This window comes from Thermosphaera aggregans, assembly GCF_014962245.1.
Taxonomy (GTDB): domain Archaea; phylum Thermoproteota; class Thermoprotei_A; order Sulfolobales; family Desulfurococcaceae; genus Thermosphaera; species Thermosphaera chiliense.
The window spans coordinates 690501-716463 of record NZ_CP063144.1 but is presented as its reverse complement, the minus strand read 5'-3'; the positions used below and the strand labels follow the sequence as shown (position 1 = coordinate 716463).

23 protein-coding genes are annotated in these 25963 nt (G+C 45.6%); 9 read left to right on the top strand and 14 right to left on the bottom strand.

The window, feature by feature from the left end:
- The first annotated feature begins 58 nt into the window (after nt 1-58).
- Nucleotides 59-1471: a glycosyltransferase family 2 protein gene (locus tag IMZ38_RS04225; RefSeq protein ID WP_193435671.1), complete on the top strand. Its 1413-nt coding sequence runs from the start codon at nt 59-61 to the stop codon at nt 1469-1471.
- 54 nt (nt 1472-1525) lie between these two features.
- The gene (locus IMZ38_RS04220; RefSeq protein ID WP_193435670.1) at nt 1526-4156 is read left to right on the top strand and encodes an ATP-dependent helicase; all 2631 of its coding nucleotides are present in this window, start codon (nt 1526-1528) and stop codon (nt 4154-4156) included.
- Between the two features lie 7 nt (nt 4157-4163).
- On the opposite strand, the gene IMZ38_RS04215 is transcribed toward IMZ38_RS04220, so the two are convergent.
- The 4 genes from IMZ38_RS04215 to IMZ38_RS04200 are packed head-to-tail and all read right to left on the bottom strand — an operon-like array spanning nt 4164 to nt 5957.
- Complete coding sequence (locus tag IMZ38_RS04215; protein ID WP_193435669.1) at nt 4164-4919, bottom strand: DUF2192 domain-containing protein; 756 nt, start codon at nt 4917-4919, stop codon at nt 4164-4166.
- A complete protein-coding gene (locus IMZ38_RS04210; RefSeq protein ID WP_193435668.1) occupies nt 4920-5186 on the bottom strand; it encodes a hypothetical protein in 267 nt (88 codons plus the stop codon).
- Nucleotides 5187-5190: 4 nt separating this feature from the next.
- A complete protein-coding gene (locus IMZ38_RS04205; RefSeq protein WP_193435667.1) occupies nt 5191-5556 on the bottom strand; it encodes a hypothetical protein in 366 nt (121 codons plus the stop codon).
- 29 nt (nt 5557-5585) lie between these two features.
- Nucleotides 5586-5957, bottom strand: a complete 372-nt coding sequence (locus IMZ38_RS04200; protein ID WP_193435666.1) for a DNA-binding protein — start codon at nt 5955-5957, stop codon at nt 5586-5588.
- A 66-nt stretch (nt 5958-6023) separates the two neighbouring features.
- Here IMZ38_RS04200 and IMZ38_RS04195 point away from each other — a divergent pair, with 66 nt between their 5' ends.
- Nucleotides 6024-6941 carry a hypothetical protein gene (locus IMZ38_RS04195; RefSeq protein ID WP_193435665.1) on the top strand — a complete coding sequence of 306 codons (918 nt, stop codon included), beginning with the start codon at nt 6024-6026 and terminating at the stop codon, nt 6939-6941.
- On the opposite strand, the gene IMZ38_RS04190 is transcribed toward IMZ38_RS04195, so the two are convergent.
- Entirely contained in the window at nt 6915-8141 is a 1227-nt protein-coding gene (locus IMZ38_RS04190; protein ID WP_193435664.1) for an aminotransferase-like domain-containing protein, read from the bottom strand. The two genes, IMZ38_RS04195 and IMZ38_RS04190, sit on opposite strands and share 27 nt — an antisense overlap.
- 135 nt (nt 8142-8276) lie before the next feature.
- On the opposite strand from IMZ38_RS04190, the gene IMZ38_RS04185 reads away from it, so the two are divergent.
- The gene (locus IMZ38_RS04185; protein WP_227410815.1) at nt 8277-9782 is read left to right on the top strand and encodes a radical SAM protein; all 1506 of its coding nucleotides are present in this window, start codon (nt 8277-8279) and stop codon (nt 9780-9782) included.
- On the opposite strand, the gene IMZ38_RS04180 is transcribed toward IMZ38_RS04185, so the two are convergent.
- Genes IMZ38_RS04180 through IMZ38_RS04160 form a run of 5 tightly spaced genes read right to left on the bottom strand, consistent with a single transcriptional unit; the run spans nt 9740 to nt 14168 of the window.
- Entirely contained in the window at nt 9740-10546 is an 807-nt protein-coding gene (locus IMZ38_RS04180) for a hypothetical protein (RefSeq protein WP_193435662.1), read from the bottom strand. The genes IMZ38_RS04185 and IMZ38_RS04180 overlap by 43 nt on opposite strands.
- Nucleotides 10536-10955, bottom strand: coding sequence for a Zn-ribbon domain-containing OB-fold protein (locus IMZ38_RS04175; protein WP_193436911.1), 420 nt, complete (start codon nt 10953-10955; stop codon nt 10536-10538). The genes IMZ38_RS04180 and IMZ38_RS04175 overlap by 11 nt, the downstream gene beginning before the upstream one ends.
- A gap of 6 nt (nt 10956-10961) precedes the next feature.
- A complete protein-coding gene (locus IMZ38_RS04170; protein ID WP_193435661.1) occupies nt 10962-12023 on the bottom strand; it encodes a hydroxymethylglutaryl-CoA synthase in 1062 nt (353 codons plus the stop codon).
- Nucleotides 12024-12078: 55 nt separating this feature from the next.
- Entirely contained in the window at nt 12079-13197 is a 1119-nt protein-coding gene (locus IMZ38_RS04165) for an ABC transporter ATP-binding protein (protein WP_193435660.1), read from the bottom strand.
- 5 nt (nt 13198-13202) lie between these two features.
- Entirely contained in the window at nt 13203-14168 is a 966-nt protein-coding gene (locus IMZ38_RS04160) for an ABC transporter ATP-binding protein (protein WP_193435659.1), read from the bottom strand.
- Nucleotides 14169-14256: 88 nt separating this feature from the next.
- Between IMZ38_RS04160 and IMZ38_RS04155 the strand changes: the two genes are divergently transcribed.
- The gene (locus tag IMZ38_RS04155) at nt 14257-15321 is read left to right on the top strand and encodes a radical SAM protein (protein ID WP_193435658.1); all 1065 of its coding nucleotides are present in this window, start codon (nt 14257-14259) and stop codon (nt 15319-15321) included.
- Here the strand turns inward: IMZ38_RS04155 and IMZ38_RS04150 are convergent.
- The 4 genes from IMZ38_RS04150 to IMZ38_RS04135 form a co-directional block, all read right to left on the bottom strand.
- Nucleotides 15318-17246 carry an ABC transporter permease gene (locus IMZ38_RS04150; RefSeq protein ID WP_193435657.1) on the bottom strand — a complete coding sequence of 643 codons (1929 nt, stop codon included), beginning with the start codon at nt 17244-17246 and terminating at the stop codon, nt 15318-15320. The genes IMZ38_RS04155 and IMZ38_RS04150 overlap by 4 nt on opposite strands.
- Nucleotides 17247-17257: 11 nt before the next feature.
- Entirely contained in the window at nt 17258-18361 is a 1104-nt protein-coding gene (locus IMZ38_RS04145; protein ID WP_193436910.1) for an ABC transporter permease, read from the bottom strand.
- Nucleotides 18362-18447: 86 nt separating this feature from the next.
- Nucleotides 18448-21204 carry an ABC transporter substrate-binding protein gene (locus IMZ38_RS04140; protein WP_193435656.1) on the bottom strand — a complete coding sequence of 919 codons (2757 nt, stop codon included), beginning with the start codon at nt 21202-21204 and terminating at the stop codon, nt 18448-18450.
- Between the two features lie 40 nt (nt 21205-21244).
- On the bottom strand, nt 21245-22075 hold the full coding sequence (locus IMZ38_RS04135; RefSeq protein WP_193435655.1) for a hypothetical protein: 831 nt from the start codon (nt 22073-22075) through the stop codon (nt 21245-21247).
- A gap of 339 nt (nt 22076-22414) precedes the next feature.
- Between IMZ38_RS04135 and aspS the strand changes: the two genes are divergently transcribed.
- The 4 genes from aspS (at nt 22415) to IMZ38_RS04115 (ending at nt 25942) form a co-directional block, all read left to right on the top strand.
- The gene (gene aspS, locus IMZ38_RS04130; protein ID WP_193435654.1) at nt 22415-23680 is read left to right on the top strand and encodes an aspartate--tRNA(Asn) ligase; all 1266 of its coding nucleotides are present in this window, start codon (nt 22415-22417) and stop codon (nt 23678-23680) included.
- Nucleotides 23681-23727: 47 nt separating this feature from the next.
- Complete coding sequence (locus tag IMZ38_RS04125) at nt 23728-24048, top strand: helix-turn-helix transcriptional regulator (protein ID WP_193435653.1); 321 nt, start codon at nt 23728-23730, stop codon at nt 24046-24048.
- 9 nt (nt 24049-24057) lie between these two features.
- Nucleotides 24058-25203 carry an inositol-3-phosphate synthase gene (locus IMZ38_RS04120; protein WP_193435652.1) on the top strand — a complete coding sequence of 382 codons (1146 nt, stop codon included), beginning with the start codon at nt 24058-24060 and terminating at the stop codon, nt 25201-25203.
- A 67-nt stretch (nt 25204-25270) separates the two neighbouring features.
- Nucleotides 25271-25942, top strand: coding sequence for an adenylate kinase (locus tag IMZ38_RS04115; RefSeq protein ID WP_193436909.1), 672 nt, complete (start codon nt 25271-25273; stop codon nt 25940-25942).
- The last annotated feature ends 21 nt before the right edge of the window (nt 25943-25963 follow it).

Below are 25963 nucleotides of genomic sequence, written 5' to 3'. Positions count from 1 at the left end.
AACTCACGTTTAAAATTATATTGTAAAACCTATATATGGATTTCAACCGGGGTTTGAAATGAGCGTTTCCGATCTAATAGGATTGCTTGCAGTGGTAGCTACTTTCGTACCCCAGATTTTGTTCTACATATCCCATAGCTTCTTCTACATTATTTCCAGGAGGTTCAAAAGTTCTTTTGAAAAGATTGAGGAGAATTACAAGTCGGTAAGCTTCATAGTACCAATTAGGAATGAGCCTTTAGATTATATTGAGAAATTACTGGAGTACATTGGGGGGTTTAATCTCCCCGAGTATGAGATCTTAATAGTTTCAGACGATGACGAAAACGTAAAAGAAGAGTTATTCAGGAAACTTCACGAATGGAGGAGTAAAAGGTATAATGTATGGCTCATATGGAGGAAGCATCCCGTGGGGTTTAAATCCGGGGCGTTAAACACAGGATTATATGCTTCAATAGGAGATTACGTCTTCCCGCTAGATGTGGATTGCAGGCCTGAGAAATGCCTTCTCGGAAAATCAATAAGCTTGATGGAGAAAAACCCTTCCGTAGTAGGAGTTGTTGGGAGATGGGAGCCTTTAAACATAGAAGATAGATTGAGTCAGGCCATTGGCTTAACAATGAAGGTTATGGTTGAAACACTTTTCAAGGGTAGGTCTGTATTAGGGCTGAGTGTTTTCCCGTTAGGAACGGGAACAATCTTCAAGTCGAAACATCTGAAGGAAGAGCTGAGGGGATGGGATGTTGAAAGAATTCAAGACGACATGGAGATTGGTTGTCGAATGATCGGTAAAGGGTATAGGATAGAATACTTTGATGATTGTAAAGCATATGTAGAGGTTCCGAGCTCCTACAAAGGCCTGAGAATCCAGCAAGCTAGATGGGCCTACGGGGCAACAGATGTTTTCATGTCAAGATTTAAACAGCTGGTAAAATCCCCTCAGAGGCTTCTCGGGAAAATTGAAAGTTTAATGTTCCTTCTTCAGTATCTCCCCGCGATGCTTGCATTCTTCGGCACTATTATTCTCGCAACGCTCTACTCGTTGACAAAAATCGACTACCTTTCAATATATTATTATGTCTTCGTTGCATGGATCGGTTTCCAAGGGGTTTACGGGTACATTCTCTACTCGAAAATCAACGCTGTCCTGAATAATAAATGGGCTGCGATTGTTAACCTCGGCCGAAACGCCGCGGTGGTGACGGCTCTCACTCCCTACCTATCATGGAGCATGATTAAAGCCTTCCTTCGGATGAAAATAACATATAAACGGACTCCTAAGGGCGTGTTTGAGAGGGCGGGATCCCGTGCTAGGGTTCCAGTCGAGTTCATAACTGGTTCAGCATTCTTGACGGTATCGATATATCTTCTATTCTCAGGAGCGGTTCTGACAGGGCTTTGGGTTTTGCTGCAATCACTGGGTTATCTGTATGTTTCATATAGGTGGCCAGGTAGCGTTTTCAAAAGCTGAAACTAGTGAGTCTTAAAAGTTGTTTTAAACATTCGAAAAAATGGGTTGGCATTAGTGATTACATACGCGGATAAGGATTTCACTAAGGAAGAAGTTTACAACCTCCTTCTGCCTTTCGTTAGAGAGTGGTTAATCCAACAATACGGCGATTTAACCCCTGTTCAGAGGAAAACTATTCCCCTCGTGAAGGAAGGGAAGAATGTACTAGTATCCAGCCCCACAGGCACAGGGAAAACTCTCGCCGTTTTCCTCGGGATTATTGACAACCTCTATCGATTCTACCTTACCCATGGTACATTGCCCGAGGGAGTATATGTGGTTTACGTAAGCCCCTTGAGAGCGCTTAACAATGATATGAGGAAGAATTTGATAGAGCCCATTAAGGGGATCAGGGAGATTGCGAGACTCCAGGGAGTAGAGTTACCCGAGATTGAAGTGGCGGTTAGGACGAGCGACACCCCAGCTAACGAGAAGCAAAGGATGGTTAGGAAGCCTCCACATATACTGATAACCACGCCTGAGTCCCTCGCTATCGCGTTGAATGCTCCGAAGTTTAGAGAAAAGTTGAGAAACATGCAAGTAGTCATTATCGATGAGATCCACGAGCTTGCTTCAAGCAAGAGGGGGAGCCATCTCTCACTAAGCATTGAGAGGCTTGAAAACATTACAGGGAAAAGTATTCAGAGAGTGGGTTTAAGCGCAACTATCTCCCCGTTAGAGGAGGTTGCATCGTTCCTGGTAGGATATAAGGATGATGGTACTCTTAGAGATTGCGTCATCGTCGACGCACGTTTCGATAAAAAACTAGACATAAAAGTGTTAATGCCTGTTGAAGACCTCATCCATTCGAGCGCTGAAGAGCTAAATGAAGCCATTTATAATCAGCTATTGAAAGTGATTAAAAGGCATAAGACCACCCTCATATTTACTAACACGAGGAGCGCGACTGAAAGGGTTGTCTTCAAGTTGAAAAAGACCATGGAGAAGAGCAGGATTCTCGACATAGATGATATTGAAGCACACCACAGTAGCTTAAGCCGGGATGTTAGGTTGGATATCGAGAATAAGCTGAAAAACGGCTTACTTAAAGCTGTGGTTAGCTCTACATCCTTGGAACTGGGAATAGACATAGGCTACATTGACGTGGTCGTCCTGCTCAGCAGCCCTAAGAGCGTTACTAGGCTTCTGCAGAGAGTGGGGCGTGCAGGACACCATATTCGCGAAGTCAGCAAGGGTAGGATCATAGTAGTTGACAGGGATGATCTCGTGGAGTGTACCGTGCTCGCCAAGCTGGCCTTGGAAAGGAAGATAGACAGGATCAGGATTCCTAAAAACCCGCTAGACGTGCTGGCGCAACATATAGTAGGGCTTTCATTAGAAAAGAAATGGAGTGTTGAAGAAGCATTCAGGCTGGTTAAAAGATCATACAGCTTTCACTCACTACCCCTCGAGGATTTTCTAAGCGTGTTGAAATATCTTGCAGGAGAGCTGGGAGATTTCTACGAGTATCAACGAGTATATTCGAAAATATGGTTGGATGAGAAGGAAGGGGTTTTCGGGCGTAAAAAGACCTCGAGAATGATATACTATCAAAACATAGGGGTTATCCCAGACGAGTCTAAAGCCCACGTCTTCACTACAGAAGGGAAATACGTTGGTGATCTGGAAGAAGGGTTTGTAGAGTACCTTGCTCCAGGAGACTTATTCGTGCTTGGTGGCAGAGTATACGAGTATCTCGGGAGCAAGGGTTTCAAGGTTAAAGTACGACCTGCAGACGGATTAAGACCGACAGTGCCAAGCTGGTTCAGCGAAATGCTCCCCTTAGCCTATGACTCATCCCTGGAGGTAGGAAAGTTTAGGAGACTGGTGTCGGATTGGATTGACATGTGGGATAAAGAGAAAGTCGTGGAAGAGATCATGAAAAACTATTATTTAACAAAAAGTGCAGCTGAAACGATTTACGAGTATGTTAAGCTTCAGAAAGCATACACTAAGGCTCCAGTACCGTCAGATAAAACGGTTTTAATAGAAGTTTACGATGAACCGGATAGGAGAAACGTTATTGTACACTCATTATTTGGAAGAAGAGCTAATGATGCATTGTCAAGAATTTATGCATATTATGTCGGGAAAAAGCTAGGTGTAAACGTTAAATTAACAGTTACCGATAACGGATTCATGATTTCGATACCTGGACACCCGGTGCTTAACTGGGCTGGGATTTTCGCTGAGCTACCCACTGACCCTGAAAACATATATGCTGATTTAGTTAAAGTTCTGAGGAAAACAGAGTTGATCAAGAGACGGTTTAGACATGTTGCCGTTAGAAGTTTCATGCTCCTCAGAAAATATAGGGACTCGGAGAAAAGCTTATCCAAGCTCCAGGTTAACGCTGAAGAACTGCTCAAGGCAGTGGAGGAGATAGAGAATTTCCCAGTGTTAAAGGAGACTTATAGAGAAATTCTCATGGATTATATGCATCTAGACGAGGCTATCGAGATTTTGGAGAAAATAAGGAGTGGTGAAATAGGAGTTGTTGAAATTGGTCCGTTAGACGTGCCATCGCCTTTCGCTCACAGCATCGTCGTGCACGGATACAGTGACGTCGTGCTAATGGAGGATATGAGGAAGCTTCTGAGAAGGCTTCACGAGAAAGTTTTGGAGAAACTCCATGACTATTCTTAATAAAGCACTAACTGCTCTTCTCCTTATCACTAGTGTTTGCCGCTTCACTAGGCTTCTTTAAAATATCCTTTAAATCTTGATCCGATAGCTCGAACACTGATTCCGCTATTGCCTTCACATAATCATCGCTTGGAGTAGCCTTTGGAAAGCCTATTCTAATAGCTAATGCTTTTTTCAAAGCCTCTTTATACTCTCTCGATTTCACCTCACCGCGAAATATCATTTCGGCAAGCTTGAAAGCAACGTAAAACCTAGCATATTTCAACACCGTCGCCTCTTCCTCTGGGAAAGCTTCCATGGTTTTTCTAAGGATGGTGGCAAACTCTTCCTCTTTCGCGAACCCCAGTACCAACTTCGTTAAAGGTATTCTCAGCATTCGAGCAACAGTGTTGCTATCGATAACGCCTGTTGATGAGACTTCTTTCAATATTTTTCTAGCTGTTTCGAAGTCTCCTTTCAAAACATTTTCCACAGCTTTCTCATATGATTCCTCAAGATAGAATACTTTCTCAAAAAGCTCCGGATACTCTTCATGTAGGTTTAGCCCGTGTTTCCCCACGACATATATCGTTGCCATTTCCTTATCATATATGTCCTGCGGTAGAGCTTTCCCTCTTATAGGCTGTAGCCCTTGCCTTTCATATGTTTTTCTCAAAAAATCTACGACGTATGGCCGGTTCAACTCGCCAGTTCTCTTGGACAACTCGCTTAAGATGCTAACTGCTATTTGAATTCTCCTCTTATAAGGAGATCTCTCCCGCATCTAATCACCCTTCAAGAGCTCGGTTCTCAACAATCTTTTAAGCCGCAGATCCAAGCTTGTAGCCCCTGTGTAAACCCTTATCTTGGATCCGTCACTGCTTACTTTTATCTTAACGGTTCTGATACTAGAAATATTTTTCTCAAGCTTAATAATGATTGTCGTGTTTTTAACGCCCTTCTTTATAAAGGTGTGCACTACTTTTCCATACTCATTATTCAATACTCGAATAATCCGTGCCAGAGCTTGGGTTAATTTCTCGTCTTTCAAACAGCTAAGCACCTTCCCGCCAGGCGAACTTTAAACTGATTATACCCAGGTTGTCCGCTATCTCAATCAGCCATGATGCTACTAGCTGGGCAATCTTGGTCATGCAGTGAACAGTATCCACTTCCTTGCCGAAAAAACTTTTGCAGGCGATCTGTGCAGGGGTCTCCTGGATTTTCTCCAAGTATTTCTTCGAAAAATGATCGATTAATACCCCTAGGTTTGCTACTTCCTGCTGTTTAACTAGGGTTTCAAGCTCTTTCAAATCATCAGATGAGGGAATTGGCCCGCAGGTCTCACCTTTCAACTCCCTGCAGGCATCATAGTATTTGTATAAGAGCTCGTAGGAGTTTACAATTTTCCCAGAAGCCATAAAAGGGATGTGATTCAATAATCCCACCATTACTGTAGAATTGTTTCCTTTATGATTTTACGTATCCGCTCCTTATAGGTTTCATCAAGACTATCGTACAACATTTTCAAAGCGGAAAGAATGTCTTGAATTATTATCATATGAATCTTTTCCTCCTCGTAAGGCTCCATTATGGCTAGTGCTCTTCTAATAACTTCATTGCTCGGGTGGGTATCTCTCTTCAAATACTTCCTTATAGCAGTTGGTGTAACCCCTAAATTCCTCGCTAAATCAACTAAGCTTCTCGTAGATATCAACGTTTCAATTATTTTAAACCGTGCCTCCTTGCTGAGCCATTCAACCGGGATTAGTAGTGCTTTCTCTTCTATCTCATAATCCTCTGTATCGATATCCTTGTTCAACTTCGACCCTCAAACAAGGATTATTTTGTGGTATTCCACTATTTATAGGATTATGACCATAATTATTTGCTTGGTGCTAAGGGTTTGAAGCAGAAGGTTGTAGTTTTCGATGGTTCGCTGAGAATCGTGGAAAATCCCGCTATCGCGTTAACCCCAGGGCACATGCTAGTGAAGCCTTTAACAATATACCTTGGATTCTCCGAGAAATTAGTCACCTCAGGCTTAATGCCTTTGAAGATACCTGTCACGCCGGGATCCATGGGGATTGGGAAAGTCGTTGAGACCTACAATGATGACTCTAGCATTACAGGTAAGAACATAGTGATCTCCCCTTTCCACAACGATGAAGTCTTAGGAGTCGATAGGAATGGATTATTAGGCAACTTTGTCACGCTTCCCACGGGATATGTTCACAGCACGGTTGAAAAACCACATGCTCTACAAGCATTGACCCCTCTTGTTCATCACGCGTACGCGATCGCGGAAAAACTACATGATAATCCCTTAATACTAGGCTGTGAACTACTTTCAATCCTTGCCGGGGTTTTCTCAAGGAACAGGGGGTTCGAGCCAGCGTTTATCTGCGTAGAGGATTCAAGAGAGGCCTGCAAGCTTGGGTTTAAAGTATATAAAAACCTTGGCGAAATACCGGGAACAGTTAAATCATTGGTAGTGACCTCCTATAACCCTATACTTACAGGAGCCGTCATCGAGAAAACCCATCCACAGCACATCATTGTCTCCCCCTTATCGTTCACAAGCTTCCTAAGGCTTCCCTTGAAGGAGAAGGTGTTAATAGAAAGGGTTACAAGTTTCAGGGTTGAAAGCTTCAATGAGGTTGAAAAAGGCTTGCGAGAAGTTAGGAATGATATAAGAGTGGTTGAAGTGGACGATGTTGAAAAAACCCTGGGACTCATACCGCCCAGGGGATTTGGAGTGGTTGTCAAATACTCTAAATTATTTTATGCTACTCCTAACGAATGAGCCCAATCTCCTAATCCCTTCTATAATCTGATCCTCGCTTGGATAGCTGAAGTTGAGCCTCATGCTATTCCTTCCACTACCGTCTGGGTGGAAGCTCCCGCCTGGGACGTAGGCTACCTTGTATTCTTTCAACGCTTTCTCAAGCAGTGAGTCTGCGTAAAACTTCTCGTTCATAACATATGTAAATATAAAGAGGCCACCAACCGGCTTGTAGAAGCTAACCAGCTCGCCCATCTCCTCTTCTATGGCCTTGATCATTGTGTCCCGCTTCCTCCTGTACCGTGGCACTGCCTTGGTCACGGTCTCCATTATAATACCTCTCTTGATGGCTTCAGCCACAATGTACTGGTTTAATGTAGGAGAGTGGAGGTCGATGTACTGTTTTATTAATTCAAACTTGCGGATCAGCTCAGGGTGTGCTATAATCCAACCTATCCTTAAGCCTGGCGCCAGGATCTTGCTAACCGTGCTCATGTATATGACTCTGTTCTCGGAGTCCATGCTTTTAAGCGATGCCACCTCAACGTTTGGTTCAAAGATGATGTAGCTGTAGGGATCGTCCTCGACAACGAGGACGTCGTACTTTGAAGCAATCTCTAGAAGGTGCTGCTTTCTGTCCTTATCCATGGTTGTGCCAGCAGGGTTCTGCCCGACCGGTATTACGTATATGAATTTAACTCGCTCCCCGTTTTCTACAAGCGTTTTCAACTTTCGCTCCAATACATCTGTTTTAATTCCTTTATCATCAATGGGTATTCCAACTACTTTAGCACCATTATTCTTGAAAGCTCCAAGCGCAGCCAGGTATGTTGGGTTCTCCGTTATCACTACATCGCCAGGGTTGATGAACGTCCTAGATATGATGTCCAGTGCTGATTGACTACCTGTTGTAATTATGATATCCTCAGCGTCAGCGATGATATGCCTGTATCTTAAGACAAAGTCGCTCAGCGTCTCCCTTACCTCTATGATCCCTTTAGTCTCACTATACTGTAACGCGTCATCACCGTATACTTCAATAACGAACTTGGCAATCTCGGCCAGCTTCTCCTTGGGGAAAATAGCTGGGTCGGGGATTCCTCCAGCGAAGCTTATCACGTCTTTTCTCTCCCTTATCAGAGCGAGTAGTTCTCTAATTTCCGATGCTTTAACTTTTTTAGCTAGTTCACTGTAGTATTTTGTGAAATCGGGCAAAACCATACACCGTTTCGATATATACGTATAGATAGAATATAAACTTTTAGGTAAGTGAAAATGGAATTAAATACGGTATATAAAAACCCTTTAAAAGCATCCTCGCGAGTAGCATTTATTTATCCTAGTTTATACGAAGTGATGATCTCCAGCCTGGCCTCCGACCTCATATATTTCACTCTTAATAACAATCCTGAAATATATGCTGAGAGATTTTGCAACAAAAGGTTGACAGGGGCTGAGGAGGAGGCTAGGTCTATTGAAACCCGCTCTCCCCTGAGAGATTTCGACCTGATAATTACCTCGATACATTACGAGCCCGATATAGTTAACCTTGTAAGACTTCTCCAGGCGAGCGGGGTGAATCCTTTCAGGGAGGCTCGGCAAACTCCCATCATCGCTGGAGGACCCGTGGTAATGGCGAATCCGATCCCGTTTTCAGACTTGATAGACGTATTCGTCATAGGGGAGGTTGAAAGCAGTCTCGATAAAATCGTCGAGATCTGGCTTCAGTTTAAGGGGGATAAGAAAGCATTTCTCGAAGAAGTAAGCAAGCTAAGCTATGTTTATGTCCCAGGTTTAACAGAGGGCGAAGTGGTTAAATCTTATCCTGCCGATCTAAACGCGTGCTTCTACCCGGTTAGACAGATAGTGAACACGAAGATTGAACCCGTTTTTGGGAGAGGTTTTAAGCTAGAAGTTAATAGAGGATGCATGTTCGCATGCTCTTTCTGCATGGAAACAAGGGTCATGGCTCCCTACAGGGAGAGGAGCCTTGGTTTATTGAAGAAGCTAATAGAAGAACACTTAACCTACAATCCAGGGGAGAAAAGGGTGGTGCTTTACTCCCTGTCATTTCCGGTTAGAAAAGATCATTTGAGAATTTTAGAGTTTATGGTAGAAAACAATTTAATAGCATCACAGCCCTCCATAAGACTAGACTTGATAAATGAGGAATTGCTCGAACTTCTAAGGGCTTTAAACCAGAAAACCATAACTATTGCCCCCGAATCCTTCAGTTTAACCACTCAAAAATTGTTTTTCAAGTACGTCAAACCTTGTGAATGGTTTGAAGAGAAAATTGGAGCGGCCTTGAGCAAAGGATTTAATGTGAAAATATACTTGGTCTATGGTGCTCCATGGGAAGGCCTGGAATCGATAAAGGAGAACATTGAATGTTTAAAGCGCGTAATAAGCAAGGCAAAGGGGAAGCGTTGGAGAGCCGTGGTGTCGTTAAACCCTCTCATACCTAAGCCTCATACACCTTTCCAGTATTTCGGAATGAAGAACATGAAGGAGTTGAAACAGGTTTTCAAGATTTACAAGGAAAATCTAAAAGGTCTTGTCGAGAGCAGAGCATACGATATCGAATGGTCATTGATGCAGGCTTTTCTCTCACTATCTGAAAAACCTCTCGGAAAACTTATCGCAACATGGGCTGAAGAAGGAGGAGGCCTACACGGTTTCAAAAAGGTTGCCAAGGGGTTTAACATTGATTTATCAAGAGTTTTCAATGGATACAGATTCGAGGAGACCTTACCATGGTCCTTCATAAAAATTCCTTACGAGAAGAGCGTCCCCAGCCGTATCCAGGCGGAGATAATTTACTCTTTCATGGAAAAGGCTAGGAGGCTGAGCAGGGAGTAGACTCCTATTATTACGGGGATATCCTCTACGCCGCTTACTCCAAGAATTTTCAACAACTCTTCAACGAACGGGTTGTAGCTGGGTTTAGTAAAATATGTTGAAAACGCAACATACAATACGGTTTTATCATCCCCTGAGTCAAGGCGGGCGTCGAGGATTCTGTTGAAAACTGCCGTCGCCACAGGGATTTCAAGCATTGAATATATCTCAAATAAGATGAGCCAATGGTAGAGTTTGTATAAGAATGTCTCCTTGAATCGAAGGAGCTTGGAGAAGTTTTCAAGTCTTGCGCCGTGGGATTCGAAAACTATTCCTACTTCTGCTTTGTAAGCATTCCCAACAAGCATTCGCAAATGGTTTAGTTCTTCATCGCCATAGCGGAATTGTTTCCCTATCACAGTGATCGTTCCCTTCTCAAGCATCTTAACGGCTTCTCGGATCTCTCTGGCGTGAGTGGCAAGGTTTAAATCCAGGATCAAGTGAGAAGTTATACTTCCACTATTAGTTTTTATTACAATGCTTCCCAAGTAGCCAATGGGTTTTTCCATAGACCCGATTGGTTTAAGATCCTTGTACACGGGATTTTCCGCGAAGTCGGTGATTGTTGATGAAATAAAGGGGGTTGGAGTGTTAAAAGATTCCTCGAGAATTCTGCGGCGTAAAAAAGCCTTCAGGTTTTCATTAAGTTCCAACCCATCTATTTTTTCGAAGGGGCGCTGGGTCTTCTTAAGTTCTTCTAGAATAAAAATTAGTTCATTGCTCAACCTTCTTCAGCACCGGGCGGTAAGCGATTCCATAATTTATTAATCCTGACTCTCCTTCCTCGGTTATTCTTCTGAGAACCGGCTCCATCTCCATTCCAGACCTTAGCTCCTCAGGCAACACATCCGTTAAGGGTGCCAAGATTCTGGTCTTATGATGCAGGGTTTCCAATATTCCTATAATAACCGGTCTTCTCTCTTCGAAACCATCCATTGCATTGTAAATCACTGTCCAAGTAATAAGCTTCGCCCGCTCATCTATGAGCTCAACGGTTTCAGTATTCCTGGACCCGCAAAACCTACAGAGTTCTGAAGGCGGATACCCCGTTCTTCCACAATCCCTGCAACGAGTAGCCTTTAACCTGTACCTGTCAACGCGAGTTCTCCACGTAGGAGGTATAGAAATTCTCACCATGCATCACCCCTTAATCCTGTCGATTAACCCCCTATACTTCGCGTACAATGCGTAATCTATTAATTGTTTCCTCTGCAGGTAATCACTTACTTTAGGAGCTCTTTCCCTTCTATGAACAACCTCCTCAGTCACAACTATGCTGTACGCGTCACTACCGGCACCGCTACCGAATGGAGCTAGGAGTATCCTCTGCCCCGGCTTAGCTTCGTCAAGCACTTTAGACAATCCTATGAGTGCCGACGAATTATAGCTGTTACCGATGTAGGGTGTCACCAAGCCTGGAAGGATCTTCTCCTTAGGGAACCCTAGCATACGCCCCACTCTCAATGGGAAGGTTCCGTTTGGCTGGTGGAAGATGGCGTAGTCGAAATCATCCGGTTTCAACCCAGTCCTCTCGAACAAGCCTTTAACCGCATTGGTTATGTGGTGGAAGTAAGCAGGCTCTCCCGTAAATGCCTCGCCGTGGAGGGGATAGTGGGCGTGCGCCCTCCTCCAGAAATCCGGGGTATCCGTGACGTAAGTGTAGCTTGCCTCGAAGAACGCTGCAGCCCCTTCTCGCGGACCAACTATTAAAGCTGTTGCAGCAGAGGATGCTGTAAACTCTAGCACGTCGCCTGGATTGGCTTGAGCCGTGTCTGAGCCTATTATTAGCGCGTATTTAACCATCCCAGAAGCTACTACGCCAATGCTAGCCCGCAAGGCCTCGCTAGCTGCTCGGCACGCAAACTCCCAGTCAGTAGCCATGGTATCAGGCGTTATGTCTAATGCTTCAGCTATGATTGTGGCAGAGGGCTTGACAGCGTAGGGCTTGCTCTCGGTTCCAAACCACACCAGTCCTATCTCCCGCGGGTTAATCCCTGCGCGTTTCAAAGCGTTTCTAGCTGCCTCCCAGCCCATGGTCACAGAGTCCTCGTCCACGCCTGCAACGCTTTTTTCTAAAACATTCAATTCCTCCGGCTCCTTCGGGTTGAAACCCCAAACTCTTGCAATGTCGGCTAAGGGCAGGCGCCACCTGGGAATATAGGAGCCCCACCCCAATATTCCAGTTTTCTCTTCAGGATTCATGAAATCCAGCCCTCGGAAAAGAGAGATATGTTTTTAAAAATAAAACCTTTACCTTCTACCTTCTAGCGTAGAGCCAGCAAGCCACGTAATGACCCTTCTCGACCTCGATCAACGGGGGCTCCTTCTTCGTGCATAAATCTCTTATTTCTGGATGTTCATCCAACGCTACGCATCTCGGATGGAATCTGCAACCTGGAGGGACGTTTATGGGTGATGGTACCTCGCCTTTGATAGGTATCTCACGAATGCTCAGCCTCCTCGTCGGGTCTGCCTCCGGTATGGCCTCTATCAACGCTTTCGTATACGGGTGGTACGGGTTCTCGATAACCCTTCTCGCATCCCCGAGCTCAACGATTTTGCCTAGATACATTATAGCGAGCCTATTGGAAATATATCTTGCAACAGCGAGGTCGTGAGTTATGAACAGGTATGTCAACCCGAGCTTGTTCTTCAACTCCATCATTAACTGAAGTATTTCAGCACGAATGGATACATCAAGCATCGAGACAGGTTCGTCGGCAACCAAGAACTTAGGGTTGAGAATCAGCGCTCTCGCGATAACGACACGCTGTCTTTGCCCGCCAGAGAGCATGTGCGGGTATCTCTCCATGAAGTCTTCTGGGGGAGTTAGCTTCACTGCTTCAAGAGCCTTCGCCACGATATCGTACCTGTCTTCTTTGCTCACACCTATATCGTGGATTGCTAAGGGTTCTTCAAGAATCTCATATATTGTCCTCCTAGGGTTCAAGCTACCGTATGGGTCCTGCCATATCATTTGAATTTCCTTTCTAATCGGCTTGTAGCTTTTAAGCGGGATAGCTCCAATGTTGACGTGCCCGTACTCGCTGACCTTCGCCTTTTCGACAATTGGTCCTAGTTCTTCAGCAATCTCCTTCGACACCCTATACCCAACGATGCCCTCGGTCGGCGTGTGAAGCCTTATCACTAGCTTCCCAGTTGTAGTCTTACCACAACCTGACTCTCCTGCAAGAGTGAAGACTTCCCCGTATTTAACATCGAACGATACCCCGTCAACTGCTTTTAAGGTCAGCTTTGGACTTTTCTTCAACACGTCTATGAATGTTCTCCTAACCGGGAAGTACATTTTCAAGTTTCGCGCAAACAATATTGTCTCACTGGTTACTTCTGGTTGATAGACATGCTCCTCGCTCATCCAGATCACCTCTGAACATACAACCAACATGCAACCTTGTGTCCAGGCTCTACTTCAACAACTGGAGGCTCCTCCTTGCATCTTTCATGGGCGAATGGACACCTTGGTTCAAACCTGCAACCCGGAGGGGGATTAATCAGGTCTGGCGGCACTCCGGGAATCCATGTTAAATCCTTGATTTCACCGTGAAGTCTCGGAATACTGTTCAACAATCCCTTGGTGTATGGGTGTTGCGGATTATTGTAAATCTGTTCGGAAGTCCCGTACTCAACGATCTTGCCGCCATACATTATAGCAATTTTATCAGCTATTTCAGCTATCAAGCTTAAGTCGTGAGAGATCAGTATTACCGATAATCCAAGCTCCCGTCTTAAACGCTTCAAGAGATTCATTACCTGGGCCTGAACAACCACGTCTAAAGCTGTGGTTGGCTCGTCAGCTATGACTAGTGGAGGCATTAAGGCAAGGGCCATCGCTATTACAACTCTCTGCTTCATACCACCGCTTAGCTCGTGCGGGTAGCTTTTGATCCTCCTGGGTTCGATACCAACCATTTCCAGCAGTTTCTTGGCTGTTTCCAGGGCCTCCTTCTTAGTGTAGTTTTGATGAAGCATTAACACCTCAGCGAGCTGGTCACCTATGTTGTAGACAGGGTTCAAAGCGTTCATCGCACCCTGGAAAACCATTGAAATCCCTTTCCACCGAACCTCTCTCCTGAACTCCTCCTCACTAAGCTTGGTGATATCCCTGCCCTGGAAAATTATTTCCCCGGAAACTAGTTTGCCCGGGGGCGGTACAAGTCTCATCAAGGAGTAGGCTAGTGTGCTCTTCCCACACCCAGATTCCCCGGCAATCCCTAAGGCCTCCCCCTTGTAAAGCTCGAAGGACACGTTGTCAACAGCTTTCACAATACCTTTAGCTGTGTAAAAGTATGTTTTCAAATTCCTTGCTTCAAGCAATACTTCTGGCAAACATAAGGCACCTCTTTATTAGTCAGGGAGCACAATATTATAAAAACAACCCACCAGTTTTAAATATTTCTCCAGGTAAGTATGAACCATGAATACCGGAATGGATAAGCCTTTGTTGATAGGAAGGTTTGCCGAGAAGCCTCTTTACTACTTGCCCAGGAGCATGCCGGGTCTCGGTTTCATAGCTGCAGGCGTGATCGACAGAGGGACGAACGTAGTTCAGGTTCGCCCAACAACCCTTTGCCCAATGAACTGCGCATTCTGCAGCGTCGACGCAGGACCCCTATCAAGTAGGAGACATGCAGAGTACTTTATGGATCTGGAGGCGTTGCTGGAAGCGTTCAACCAGGTTGCTTCAGTTAAAACCGCCATGGTTGAGGCTCTTATCGACACAGTTGGAGAAGGATTAACATATCCATACATCTATTCCTTGATAAAATCCTTGAAAAAACATCCAAGAGTTAAAAGCGTAGCACTGGAAACCCATGGCGCACCGCTCTCCAAGCAAGTTATCAACAAGCTCTGGGAAGCAGGGCTTGACAGAGTTAATCTAAGCCTCGACACTTTCAACAGAGAGAAGGCAAAGATGCTCTACGGTCTGGAATCATATGATCCGGCGAGAGTTGCTGAGCTGGCTGAGTACATGGTTAAGGAGACAAGCATTGACCTCCACGTTACCCCGTTATGGCTTCCAGGATTAAACGATCAAGACATCGAGGATGTTTTAAACTGGGCGTTGAAGATTGGGGCAGGCAAGAAGTGGCCCCCCACTACTGTTCAAAAATTCAACGTGCACAGACACGGGCGAAACCGTCTCGGGGTCAAGCAAGTATCATGGAGCGAGTTTTACAAGTGGCTTGAAAAACTTGAGAGAAAAATAGGTGCTAGACTGCGATGGGATATGAACGAGTGGGGTATGACTTACGATAGGCGAATTCCAATCCTTTACCGTAGAGGAGAATTAGTTGGAGCCATGATCGTTGCAGAGGGCTGGCTCAAGGGCGAGTTCCTGGGTGTTACCCTTCATGGTGAACCCCGCTTGATAACTCTGATCCGAGAGAAAAGTGTAGCCGCGATTGGTCGAAAGTATATTGCAAAAATTGTTGAAAACAAGGATGGAATTTATGTTGGAAAAATAGTGGGAGAAGCTTAGAGTGTTCTCAGCCTTGGCTCAACTATCTTCTCGATCGCTAAGCCCAGCAGTATGAAGGCGAGCGATGTTATTGACAGCATTACTCCAGGCGGCACAATCCACCACCAGATATCATATCTCCCAGTGTCTCTGGCTCTGGAGAGGATGGCGCCCCATGTAGGCCATCCGTGCCTTATACCTAGAACGCTCAAACCAGCCTCACTCAGGATTGCGCCGGGAACGCTGGCTACGAGTGATGCACTAGCGTACATTGCTACCTGCGGGAATATATGTTTGAAGATGATTCTTGAATTGCTGGCTCCTAAAGCCCTGGCTGCGTCGATGTACGGCTCCTCCTTAATCGATAAAGTCATCGCTCTCACAGTGATGGCTAAGCCTCCCCATCCAAAGATGATCAGTACTCCGATTATGGTCAATATAGTCATTAAAGCCTTTACTTCTGTACCGTACTGTGCGTATTCTGTCTGAGCTATCTGCGCTAGAATAATCAATATAGGCAGTGTGGGTATGTTGCCAATAATATCTGCTATTCTCTGGATGACCTCATCTATGATACCTCCATAATAACCGCTAGCTATTCCAGCGAATACTCCTATGAAAGTTGTTATTATCGCCGTGGTTAAACCGATCGCGAGAGCGATCGGGGTTCCATATAGAAGCACCTGTAGCAAGTCTCTACCTAGGTCATCGGTTCCTGAAAACCCATACGCGTTCCCCTTTACGATTATCCTAACTTCGTCAGCTGGAGAGCTCACTATATCCCTTAACTCATCCCTAGCAGTATATGAAATCGTCAAGATAAACTCATACTTCCCTGTTAAAGGAGTGGTGGTGATCTTTATATTGTAGAAGGCGTCCGTGGTGTACAGTTGCTCAATATACTTTGACACATCTTTTATAATACTGTTGAGCATGTCCAACTGTTCTCCAGGTAGTAAGAGATTGACGAAGGCTATCTTCCACGTAAGCGTCAAGTTTGCCTGAGCCTTCTCCAGGGTTCTGAGGAAGTCCGTTAGGGTTTTGTTTTCACTACGTAGCGAGTCTATGAGGTCCCTCACGTCTACTAATCTCTGCTTGATATCCGCGACCTGCTCGTTAGTAACATTTATCCTCTCAATCAGGAAGTTTAGCGAACTCGTGATCGAGTTCAACTGGGGGGTTTGATCCTTCTTTCCAACTTCCAATACTGGTAGTCCGAACAGGAAGGATGACCTTTTCAGCCTAACCTCATCCCTGAGCTTACTAACAATTATCGACTCTCCTATTCTCTGTAGCGTTACATTGCTGCCCACTATCTCCAAGGGTACGGTGAAGTTATAGTATGTTGCCAGGAAGTTCGATATTCTCCACAAGTCGAAAATATCTGGTTTCAAGTCTCTTGTAGCAATGAACTCGACTGTTTCGTTTCCTCCTAACGCGATGTCTGACTCAAACATTTGGATAACGCATCCATCCGGTCTTGTCACAACCATTACAATATGGGGTACATATATTGTTCCTGACACGTTCACTACTTTCAGCCGGAAGAGCTTTAACACTAAGTCCTGCGGGAAAGCCGGCTGTTCAAGCCTGTATGTTCCTATATACTTAATCACGAACCTTCCGCTGTCGAGAACCAAGGGCTCGTCAGGCCTTGTCTTAGAGATCACCAACGACTCAGCCACCGGAGAACCGAACATCGAAACCCATGTGGGAGGAGCCCACTGCGGGTTTTCATCCCAGTACGCTGCGTTCTCCCATCTCGCAATAAATCCTGCAGGCAATGTTAGGGCTGCGTATATTGACGTAGCGATCAGGAATATGATTATAGCTATGCCAACCCTACCTGCCCAATACCTTAAAAGGTCTCTGAATACATTCTTCAACGGCCTGATTACCTTAAGAGTTAACTTGTCTGCCAGAGTTAGCTCTTTCTTCCCAGCCATCTCAACCACCCCTACCTAGCCCTAACACGTGGATCTAAAACAATGTACAATATCTCGAGTACGAACCTCGCAATAATGTAGACACCTACCGTAACCACGAATAATCCGATAACGGTCGGAGTATCACCGGTTGTTAAAGCAGCGTAGTACAGCGAGCCCATCCCGGGCCAGTCAAACACTGACTCCGTGATTATGAATCCGCCGAGGGAGTAAGCCAGTGAGAGAATGACCGAGGTGAGCACTGGGGATATCGCTACTCGTAGAATGTACTTCCTAGCGATGTCGCGTTCAGGAAGCCCTTTAGCCTTGGCTACGACAACGTAATCCTCCCTAACTATTCTCAACACCATTGCTCGCACACTGTAAAGCCATCCGCCAAGTCCTGCCACCACTATGGTTATGATAGGCAGAGCGGCGTAGTATGCGATCTGTGTGAAATTACCTAGAGGGTCGTTCCAGAAGTTCATCATGTATGTTGAAACCGGCCTCAGGTTTGTCGGAAATATTTTCAATTGATAGCCCAAGACGAGTATGAAAATCATTGCGAGCCACCATAGCGGTATAGCGTTGAAGACCGCGAAGTAAGTTATTATAGCCCTGTCGAGAAAACCGCCATGCCTGTATGCGATCCTGGGTGCTAACATCAGCGCTATCGACGCCATTATTATGTCGGCCACAGTGATCATTATTATTGTTCTCGGGAGAACGATGGCGATAAGCTCTGCAACAGGCACGGGTGGTAGCTTGCTGGCAAGCTGCGCAACGCTTTCTTTTGTTGCTTTCCCAAGGTTGAAGGTTAAGGCGTTCCCGACCAGTATCCACATTCTCACGTATGGAGGTATGGGGTTACCGTTTTCATCTATTAGTCCATACATTTTACTGTAGTATATCGTTAAGTCTTTTCTAAGCTGCTCTAGCTCTGTTGGTGAGAACTGGCGTCCAGCCCTTACCAAAGCCTGTATCTCAGCCTGAACAGATTCTTTAACTATTGCTTCATATATTCTTTGAGTATAACCCGTAACCTCCATAATGACGGCTACGATGATAATGATCATAACGTATGAAAACAGGAGGATCAAACCCCTTCTCGCGATAACATAGCCTGCGCCAGGCATGGTTTTCACCGATTAACACATTACCTTTAAACCTTATAAAGAAGGGAAATAAAAAGTTTTCGTGAAAAAAAGTGGGTTTGAAATTATTACTTCTTCCTTATTAAGGGTATTACAGACACTATCAGAGTTATGACAACTAATCCTAGTGTCGCGTACACTATCGTGCTGAGTGAGTCGACAGTGCTCTTCAAAGCTGAAACATCTTCTGGGGTGGCAGGGTTCTTTGGTAACGCATCAACCTTGTTGCTTAATGTTTGAATCGCACTCCTCAACTCACCTATGGCCCTCTGGAATGCTTCTTGCTGCAAGTTCAACACTTCAGCGTAGGTTGCAATATCAACGGGTATCTTCGCGATCTCAGGTGTAGCTACCACCTCAGAGGTTACTATTAACTGCAAGGTGTATTTAGCACCGTACTCTAATCCTGCGGTAAGCTCCGGCTCCATGTCAATCTTGAAGTGGAAGTCATCTAACTTTGTAGCTTCGGCAAAGACTAGTATTTGGTCCGAGGGGTCTCTTAACATGTACTTGAGGTATAGCGGTGGAATACCGGAGACTTCAACGTTTACAACTGCTTCCCTGCCTGGTACTATCTTGTTGGGAATGTCTGAAACTATCGTAACGCTTTTCACCGCAGACGGGGTGGGGGAGCCAAAGTACCAGTCGCCAGGCTTGAACGGGTAGGTTGGGTCTCTGAACGCTGTCATCTCACCCTCGTTTGCAACAGTATCCATCTTGGTCAGCATGAACGGCCCATTGCTTATCCAAGCCAGGTTGTAGGTGTTTATCCAGTTTAGATCAGCCTGTATTCTCTGGTTCCACTCTGTCATCGTCAATAATCCGTTAGCATACTTGTTCGCTTTCGCAAGCACCGCGCTGTTGTCTGAGTACGTTGCCAATGTGTTCTTGACAAGGGTTACATGATTCGGGTAGACGAGGCTGAATGTCTGATAGCCTTCTCTCCTGTAGAGCACCAGGTTGGTCTCATTCCTCCTGTCCAAGGCTAGCTCGAAGGTGGCGATGTGAATCTCCAACGGATTAATAGGGGTGACGGTCGCCCATGATGCAATGTAGTTTTCATCGAAGTGCCAGTAGTCAACGTAAACAGTCATCCTCTTGTTCTGAACATCGAACTCCCAACCCTTCACAGTGTCAAGCCACGGCTTCGTGCTCGACACTATACGGGACTCTAAGGTCTTGTAGTAATCATCGTAGACTAAGTCATATATCATTGCAACATAGCCGATCACGTCTGCCATCGTTATTTCTACTCCATTGTGCCATTTAGCACCAATATACTTGCTCAAATCGAATACTACTTTACTAACCGCTGTCGTATTCTCCGGTACATTCTTCCAGGTGTCTGTTGCTGCATCGAATATCTTAGCGGTCGTGGGCACGGTCATGTTGCCGTCAGGACCTGCTGTCAAGACAACATAGCTAGACCTAAACGGTATTGGAAGACCGTTGAACGGGTGGTTCCAAACAGAGGGGTCGTAGGTAACCCTCTCCCAGTCAACACTGTACACGTCTGTGAAACCGCCCCAAATGTTCCACTCACTAGTTGATGTCCAAACCCATAAGTGTCCAACCTTCAGCGTTTTATCAGCTCTCCCCTCAACATATGCTTCGCGAAGGTTCCATATACCGCGGAGACCGGCACCCAAGTCCTTGGTAAGTCCCTTGACATAGTCCCAAGCCACCCAGGTGTCGAGCCTGGTTACAACCCATGCTCTAACAGACTCCTCAATACATAACCGGGTACCATTCCTGTAGAGCTCATCCCTTTCCTCCTTACTCTTGTACTGGGCCTGGTAAATCTTTAAGGTGATCTCGTCTATCTCTGGGTGCTCGTAATTCCAAAATGTAGGCTCCTGCCAACCAGGCATGTAGCCGACCCAGGGAGCACAGAACTGGGCTATGGTTCCACTATCATACTTGTCAATACCGCTCTTACCCCAACCCTCAGTGTACATGTGCCACTGGAACTCCATAGGGTCTGTTCCATATAATACTCCTATTGCGTCTGCAAACCTCATGTAGATTCTCTGAACATCGAACCCTAGCATGTCTAGGTCGGTCGCAATCATGTTTCCGATATCGTATCTTTCATCCTCAATACGGATGATGAATTTCAAGGAGATGGGTGTTCCATTGTAGAACCACTTGCCGCCTGATTTCGATGCACCGATCCTCTGTAAAGTCTGCGTGATCAGTTGATCAGCATAGGCAGGGTCGTACCTGAACTCGTTCATGGCGATAATGTCAGCGATCACCGAGTAGTCGGGGTCGAACTGGCTGAGGAAGGTGTACATTGGGACTGCATAGCCCTTCAATATCGTGTAAGCAGCTGTATCCCTATCGATCAAGTAGTTCATTGCAAACCTCACTTCCCTAAACGCAAACGGGTTAATCCCTACACCTGGTTTAGCTCCAAGATACACGAAAGTGTGGGTCCCATTGTACTTTAAGCCTACCACAGCATCCTTAGGAACTTCTATTCTTGCAGCCGCGCCAATGGCATCGTACGTACCATTTAAGACTTCAACAGCTACAGGAGCCGGGTTCATAATAATGTCGATCAAACCAGCAGGAGCCTGGTAGAATACAACCCCCTCAATATCCTTCAACTGCTCGGCCTGGGCAGGCCTCAGACTGTACATGTATAAATCGATCTCCTGGTTTCGGATAGCAGACGGCACCTGTTCGATCGGAACCCTTTTCATTATTACTTTATCGCTCGCTGGACCTTTTACAGGAGCCTGTGCCTCTGCAAGAGCTGGGACATATATTATTGATAGTACCAATAGTGGGATTAGTAGGGCTAATATTAACTTCTTCATATGTTACACCAACCGATATAATGTTATAGGTGTTTCATATTTAAATCTTTTTAGTCCTTTTTTTAGCCCCCTTTATGGTTTTTCTGCATGCTTGAAGCAGGTATATGGAATCGGCTAGTAACAAGGGTGGAATCACAAGGATCATGTTGTCTCTCAAAGCAAAATACAAGGTACCGTCAAAGTAGCTGAAGCATAATAACCTGTTAATCAAGTAGAGCCTTACATCCGCTTCTACATTAGTAAAAACTCCTTCCATTACCGAGTCAGCTACCCCGTGAGGTGGAACCTCAACCTCTAAGCCCTTCGACTGGTTGGGGGATTTTCCAGTCAGCCTGACAATGCCTGTTAACCCTCCATTGTTAGTTATAGAAACAAAGGGATCCTTCATCAGAACCTCTAACTCGGCGTAAGCATCTAAGTAACCGGGTGATTGAAGCCTTAACTCCCAAACCCCGTCCCTCCTGTGATAGGCGTATGTTGGGATCGCTGGATGGTATCCCGGCACGCTTAAATCCAACCTGACATCAATGTTTGGTGAGAAATCCTTCCTCAGCTCATCCAATGTTTTCTCGAGAAGAGCATTCGGCTCGTAGAACAATAGCCCGGGGACGTATTCGAATGAGGCAACAGTCTCGTTCAAAACTCCGGGGATGATCAGCCTAACAGTAACCTCCTCTGTTGGAGGGGTAACGAATAGTGTAATGTTCAACAGCCTGAATCTTAAAACCCATTGCGTTGGAGTGTAATCGGCCTGGAAATCATAACCCCCTGCTTGAAGCGAAGGGAGATAGTAGGATATTCCTATTACTATTAAATTAAGCAATGCTAGAAGAACTATCTTCTTCCTTAAAGCCTTAAAGCATTTTTTCATTTTCACAGTCATGTTGAATACCTCATGAAATATTTGAAGCAACCACTTGTATTAAAATCGCAATTCTCCACGTGGATAAACTCTTAGAAGTGTTGAGGGGGTGTGGCCTGCCTACGGACGTCCCTCCAGACTCGCCCGGGGACGTCCCTCACCGCTCTGCCCTAGGGTACCCGGTCACGCTGGATCATGCTGAGTGATCCAACTAAACCGGGGGTCTGGCGGGCAGAGCGTAGGCATCTGGCCCTTATCATATATCTAGAAAACCCGACTTATTAATTTTACATATAGTGATGTAAATACTCCTGTTTAAAAACTCTGTTCTTCTAAATAACTCTTAGCATGGTGTGGTGCATGCGCGTCTGCGGATGGGTTTTAAGAAAAAAAGAAATAGGTAGGGTGGTAATCGTAGAAGTAGTCAGCTCCCGGTCGAAGCCCAGTGTGCTGGTGTTGAAGGAGGAGCGCGAGCCCGATCTATACGCTGTTTCGAAAACACTCGACGTTGGAACCGCGCTGTGCTTTGAGGGCGAAATAGCTGCTGAGCAGAAGAGTAAGAGAGGCATCGAGTACACAGTGTCGAAAATCGAAGTCTACTCAAAACCTGTGTCACCGTTACCTGTGGAGGTTTCCGGGAAGGTCCCATCACTGCTTGACACGCGCATAAAGTACAGGTGGCTGTTGCTCAGGAATCCTGTTGAGAAAGCCATATTCAACATCAGGGAATCGGTTTTCCATGCTGCCCGAGAGTATCTAAGGAGGAACGGGTTCCACGAGGTTCAAACCCCTAAGATTGTTGCAGCAGGTGCTGAGGGAGGTGCCACTCTTTTCAAAGTAGAATACTTTGAGTACCAGGCTTACCTGAGCCAGAGCCCGCAACTCTATAAGCAGATACTTATGAACGCGTATCCGCGCGTCTACGAGATAACCCCGTACTTCAGAGCCGAGAAGTTTAACACTCCGAGACATTTAAACGAATCGTGGGGGATAGATGTCGAGCAAGGATTCATAAATGGGGTTGAGGATGTTTTAGAAACCCTGGAAAACCTCGTATCATATATCGTGAACTACGTGGTAGACAACAATAAGGAAGATCTTGAGACACTAGGGGTAAACCTTGAGAAGGTTAACCCACCGTTCAAAAGACTTAGATTCACAGAAGTCGTAGACCTGTTGAAAAACGAGGGAATCGAGGTATCAGAGAAAGAGGACCTTCCAGATCACGCCGAGAGGAAACTTGGAGAAATCATGAAAAGCAAGGGACATAGGCTCTACTTCATCACAGGCTTCCCTTGGAACGCCACAGGCTTCTACTATATGAGAGAGGAGGATGGCATGTACACGAGGAAGTTCGACCTGGACTTTGAGGGTCTTGAAATAGCCAGCGGCGGTCAGAGGGAGCACAGGTATGATAAACTCGTTGAGGCGATAATCCTGAAAGGGTTAAACCCGGATGATTTCCAATTCTACCTTGAATCATTCAAGTATGGAATACCCCCGCACGGGGGATTTGGATTAGGTGTTGAGAGATTGCTGATGAAAATGCTGAACCTTGAGAACGTGAGAGAAGCAATCCTCTTCGTGAGAGATAGGACCAGGCTCCTTCCTTAATAATCTTTATATTTGTGATCACAAATATTTGTAAACGGTGAGTGTTTTTGTCCGATACCAAAGCATTGGTGAGACTTAAGAAGAAACTAACCCTTGAAAACCTTTGGCTTTACATCATCAAGATCATGCTGGATGAGGCGAAGCCGCTTAAAGCCTACGATGTCAAGGTAAGGCTTAGGGAGAGATTCAGCATCAACCCCCCGGCTGTCACCGTCTACACGGTGATCTATAGGATGAACAGGGAAGGGTTGCTCGCCAAGAAAACTGTGAAGGAAGAAGCCCTCTACGAACCAACCAGCAAGGGGGTAGAGGCCTTCAAACAAGGCGTTCTCTTCATTGAGGAAACGCTTGCGAAGCTCAAAATCTAGGGTGGGAAAATGATAAGAGTTGGAATAATCGGTCAAGGTCTTGTGGCGACCCATTTTGCGGTTGGATTAGAGAAGCTGAAGTATAATGAAATACCGGATCATGGAGTTCCGCTGAGAAACTGGCTACCATACAAGTACACGGATGTTGAAATAGTCGCGTCCTACGACGTGGACGAATCAAAGATAGGTAGAACAGTATTTGACATAGCCTTAAGAGATTACCCAGGCAACAACATACCCGGCAGTTTAAGAGATATTGTGATTAGGAGAGGAATCCACTTAAACAGCCTGAAAGGCTTGCCCATTAAGGCAAGAGGGAGAGAAGAGGAGAAAGACCTGCAGCAAGCCCTTCTCGAGTTAATAGATGAGTGGAAATCCATGAAAATCGACGTCTTCATCAACGTTATGACCACAGAACCCGTTGAGCCCGTTGGCAGGCTTGGAAACCTTGAGAAAAGAGTTATGGAGGAGGATGTAACCGCCTCGCAAGCATACGCTTACGCTGTTGGACTGTACTGTGAAAAAGTGAAGCCAGCAGTATTTGTCAACGCGATTCCTTCACCCATAGCGAACGATCCCGCTTTCATAGAGTTTTACAAGCAGAAGAAGGGAGTCGTATTCGGCGATGATGGTTCAACAGGGGCCACGCCGTTGACGGCTGACCTGCTGGAACACTTGTATGAGAGGAATAGGAGGGTTCTCGACATCGCCCAGTTCAACATCGGCGGGAATACAGACTTTCTCGCGCTAAACCTTCCCGAGAGGAACATTATGAAGAAGAAGACTAAGAGCAGCATTGTAGAAGACATCCTGGGATATGAGGCGCCCAACTATATCCGTCCCACAGGCTATCTCGAACCGCTTGGCGATAAGAAATTCGTGGCAATGATCATAGAATATCTCAGCTTCGGAGAATTCAAGGATGAACTCTACATTGTTGCAAGGATAAACGATAGCCCTGCTCTCGCGGGACTGCTAGTAGACCTTGTGAGGCTGGGCAAGATGGCTCTGGACAGGGAGAGTTATGGAACAGTTTACGAGGTGAACGCTTTCTACATGAAAAAGCCTGGTCCACCGGGTTTCAAGGCGGTTTCAAAGTATCATGCATACATGAAGCTTCTGGAGTGGGCTGGGGTTAAAGATCCCAGATTTTAATTTTTAACCTTGAAAACTATTAACACCATTCTTGGAGACGATATCCCATAAATGCAGGTGGAGTATGTTGAAAATAATCATGATAGGCGCACCGGGCGCTGGCAAGGGAACGTACGCTCAGTATTTAAGGGATAAGTACTGCATCCCCCACATAAGTACGGGAGATATTTTCAGGGAGGAAGTAAGGAAAGGTACTCAGCTCGGGCTCATCGCTAAGCAATATATGGATAGAGGGGAACTAGTACCCGACGATATCGTCATAGAGATTGTTAAGAAAAGGCTTCAGGAAAAAGATGTTGAAAACGGCTTCATCCTCGACGGATTCCCCAGAACCCTCAACCAGGCTAAAGCACTAGAGGAGGTCATTCCCGTTGATGCAGTAGTACATGTGCTGGTTTCAGAGGAGGTAGCTGTCAGGAGGCTTAGCGGCAGAGTCATATGTCCCGTCTGCGGAAGGGTTTACAACATTTACTATGAACCCAAGCCAAAGAATGATGAGATTTGCGACTACGATGGTTCAAAGCTTGTGCGGCGTCCTGACGACGATCCAGAAATAGTTAGGAACAGGTACAGGGTTTTCTATCAAACATTCACACCAATCATTGAGTATTACAGGGAGAAGAGAAAGCTTATTGAGATTAACGGTGAAGGAGGTATCTCCTTCGTCATGCCCCTACTTGAAAAAGTGCTCAGGGAGAATGGAATACTGAACAAACCCCCGTGCCGCGAGGACTTGTGACCGCGAATTCGAAAACCGGTA

Coding starts and splice junctions, on each gene's coding strand:
- IMZ38_RS04225 (WP_193435671.1), top strand. CDS start 59: ATGAGCGTTTCCGATCTAATAGGATTGCTTGCAGTGGTAGCTACTTTC.
- IMZ38_RS04215 (WP_193435669.1), bottom strand. CDS start 4,919: ATGCGGGAGAGATCTCCTTATAAGAGGAGAATTCAAATAGCAGTTAGC.
- IMZ38_RS04205 (WP_193435667.1), bottom strand. CDS start 5,556: ATGGCTTCTGGGAAAATTGTAAACTCCTACGAGCTCTTATACAAATAC.
- IMZ38_RS04190 (WP_193435664.1), bottom strand. CDS start 8,141: ATGGTTTTGCCCGATTTCACAAAATACTACAGTGAACTAGCTAAAAAA.
- IMZ38_RS04185 (WP_227410815.1), top strand. CDS start 8,277: ATGATCTCCAGCCTGGCCTCCGACCTCATATATTTCACTCTTAATAAC.
- IMZ38_RS04170 (WP_193435661.1), bottom strand. CDS start 12,023: ATGAATCCTGAAGAGAAAACTGGAATATTGGGGTGGGGCTCCTATATT.
- IMZ38_RS04165 (WP_193435660.1), bottom strand. CDS start 13,197: ATGAGCGAGGAGCATGTCTATCAACCAGAAGTAACCAGTGAGACAATA.
- IMZ38_RS04155 (WP_193435658.1), top strand. CDS start 14,257: ATGAATACCGGAATGGATAAGCCTTTGTTGATAGGAAGGTTTGCCGAG.
- IMZ38_RS04150 (WP_193435657.1), bottom strand. CDS start 17,246: ATGGCTGGGAAGAAAGAGCTAACTCTGGCAGACAAGTTAACTCTTAAG.
- IMZ38_RS04145 (WP_193436910.1), bottom strand. CDS start 18,361: ATGCCTGGCGCAGGCTATGTTATCGCGAGAAGGGGTTTGATCCTCCTG.
- IMZ38_RS04140 (WP_193435656.1), bottom strand. CDS start 21,204: ATGAAGAAGTTAATATTAGCCCTACTAATCCCACTATTGGTACTATCA.
- IMZ38_RS04135 (WP_193435655.1), bottom strand. CDS start 22,075: ATGAAAAAATGCTTTAAGGCTTTAAGGAAGAAGATAGTTCTTCTAGCA.
- aspS (WP_193435654.1), top strand. CDS start 22,415: ATGGTGTGGTGCATGCGCGTCTGCGGATGGGTTTTAAGAAAAAAAGAA.
- IMZ38_RS04120 (WP_193435652.1), top strand. CDS start 24,058: ATGATAAGAGTTGGAATAATCGGTCAAGGTCTTGTGGCGACCCATTTT.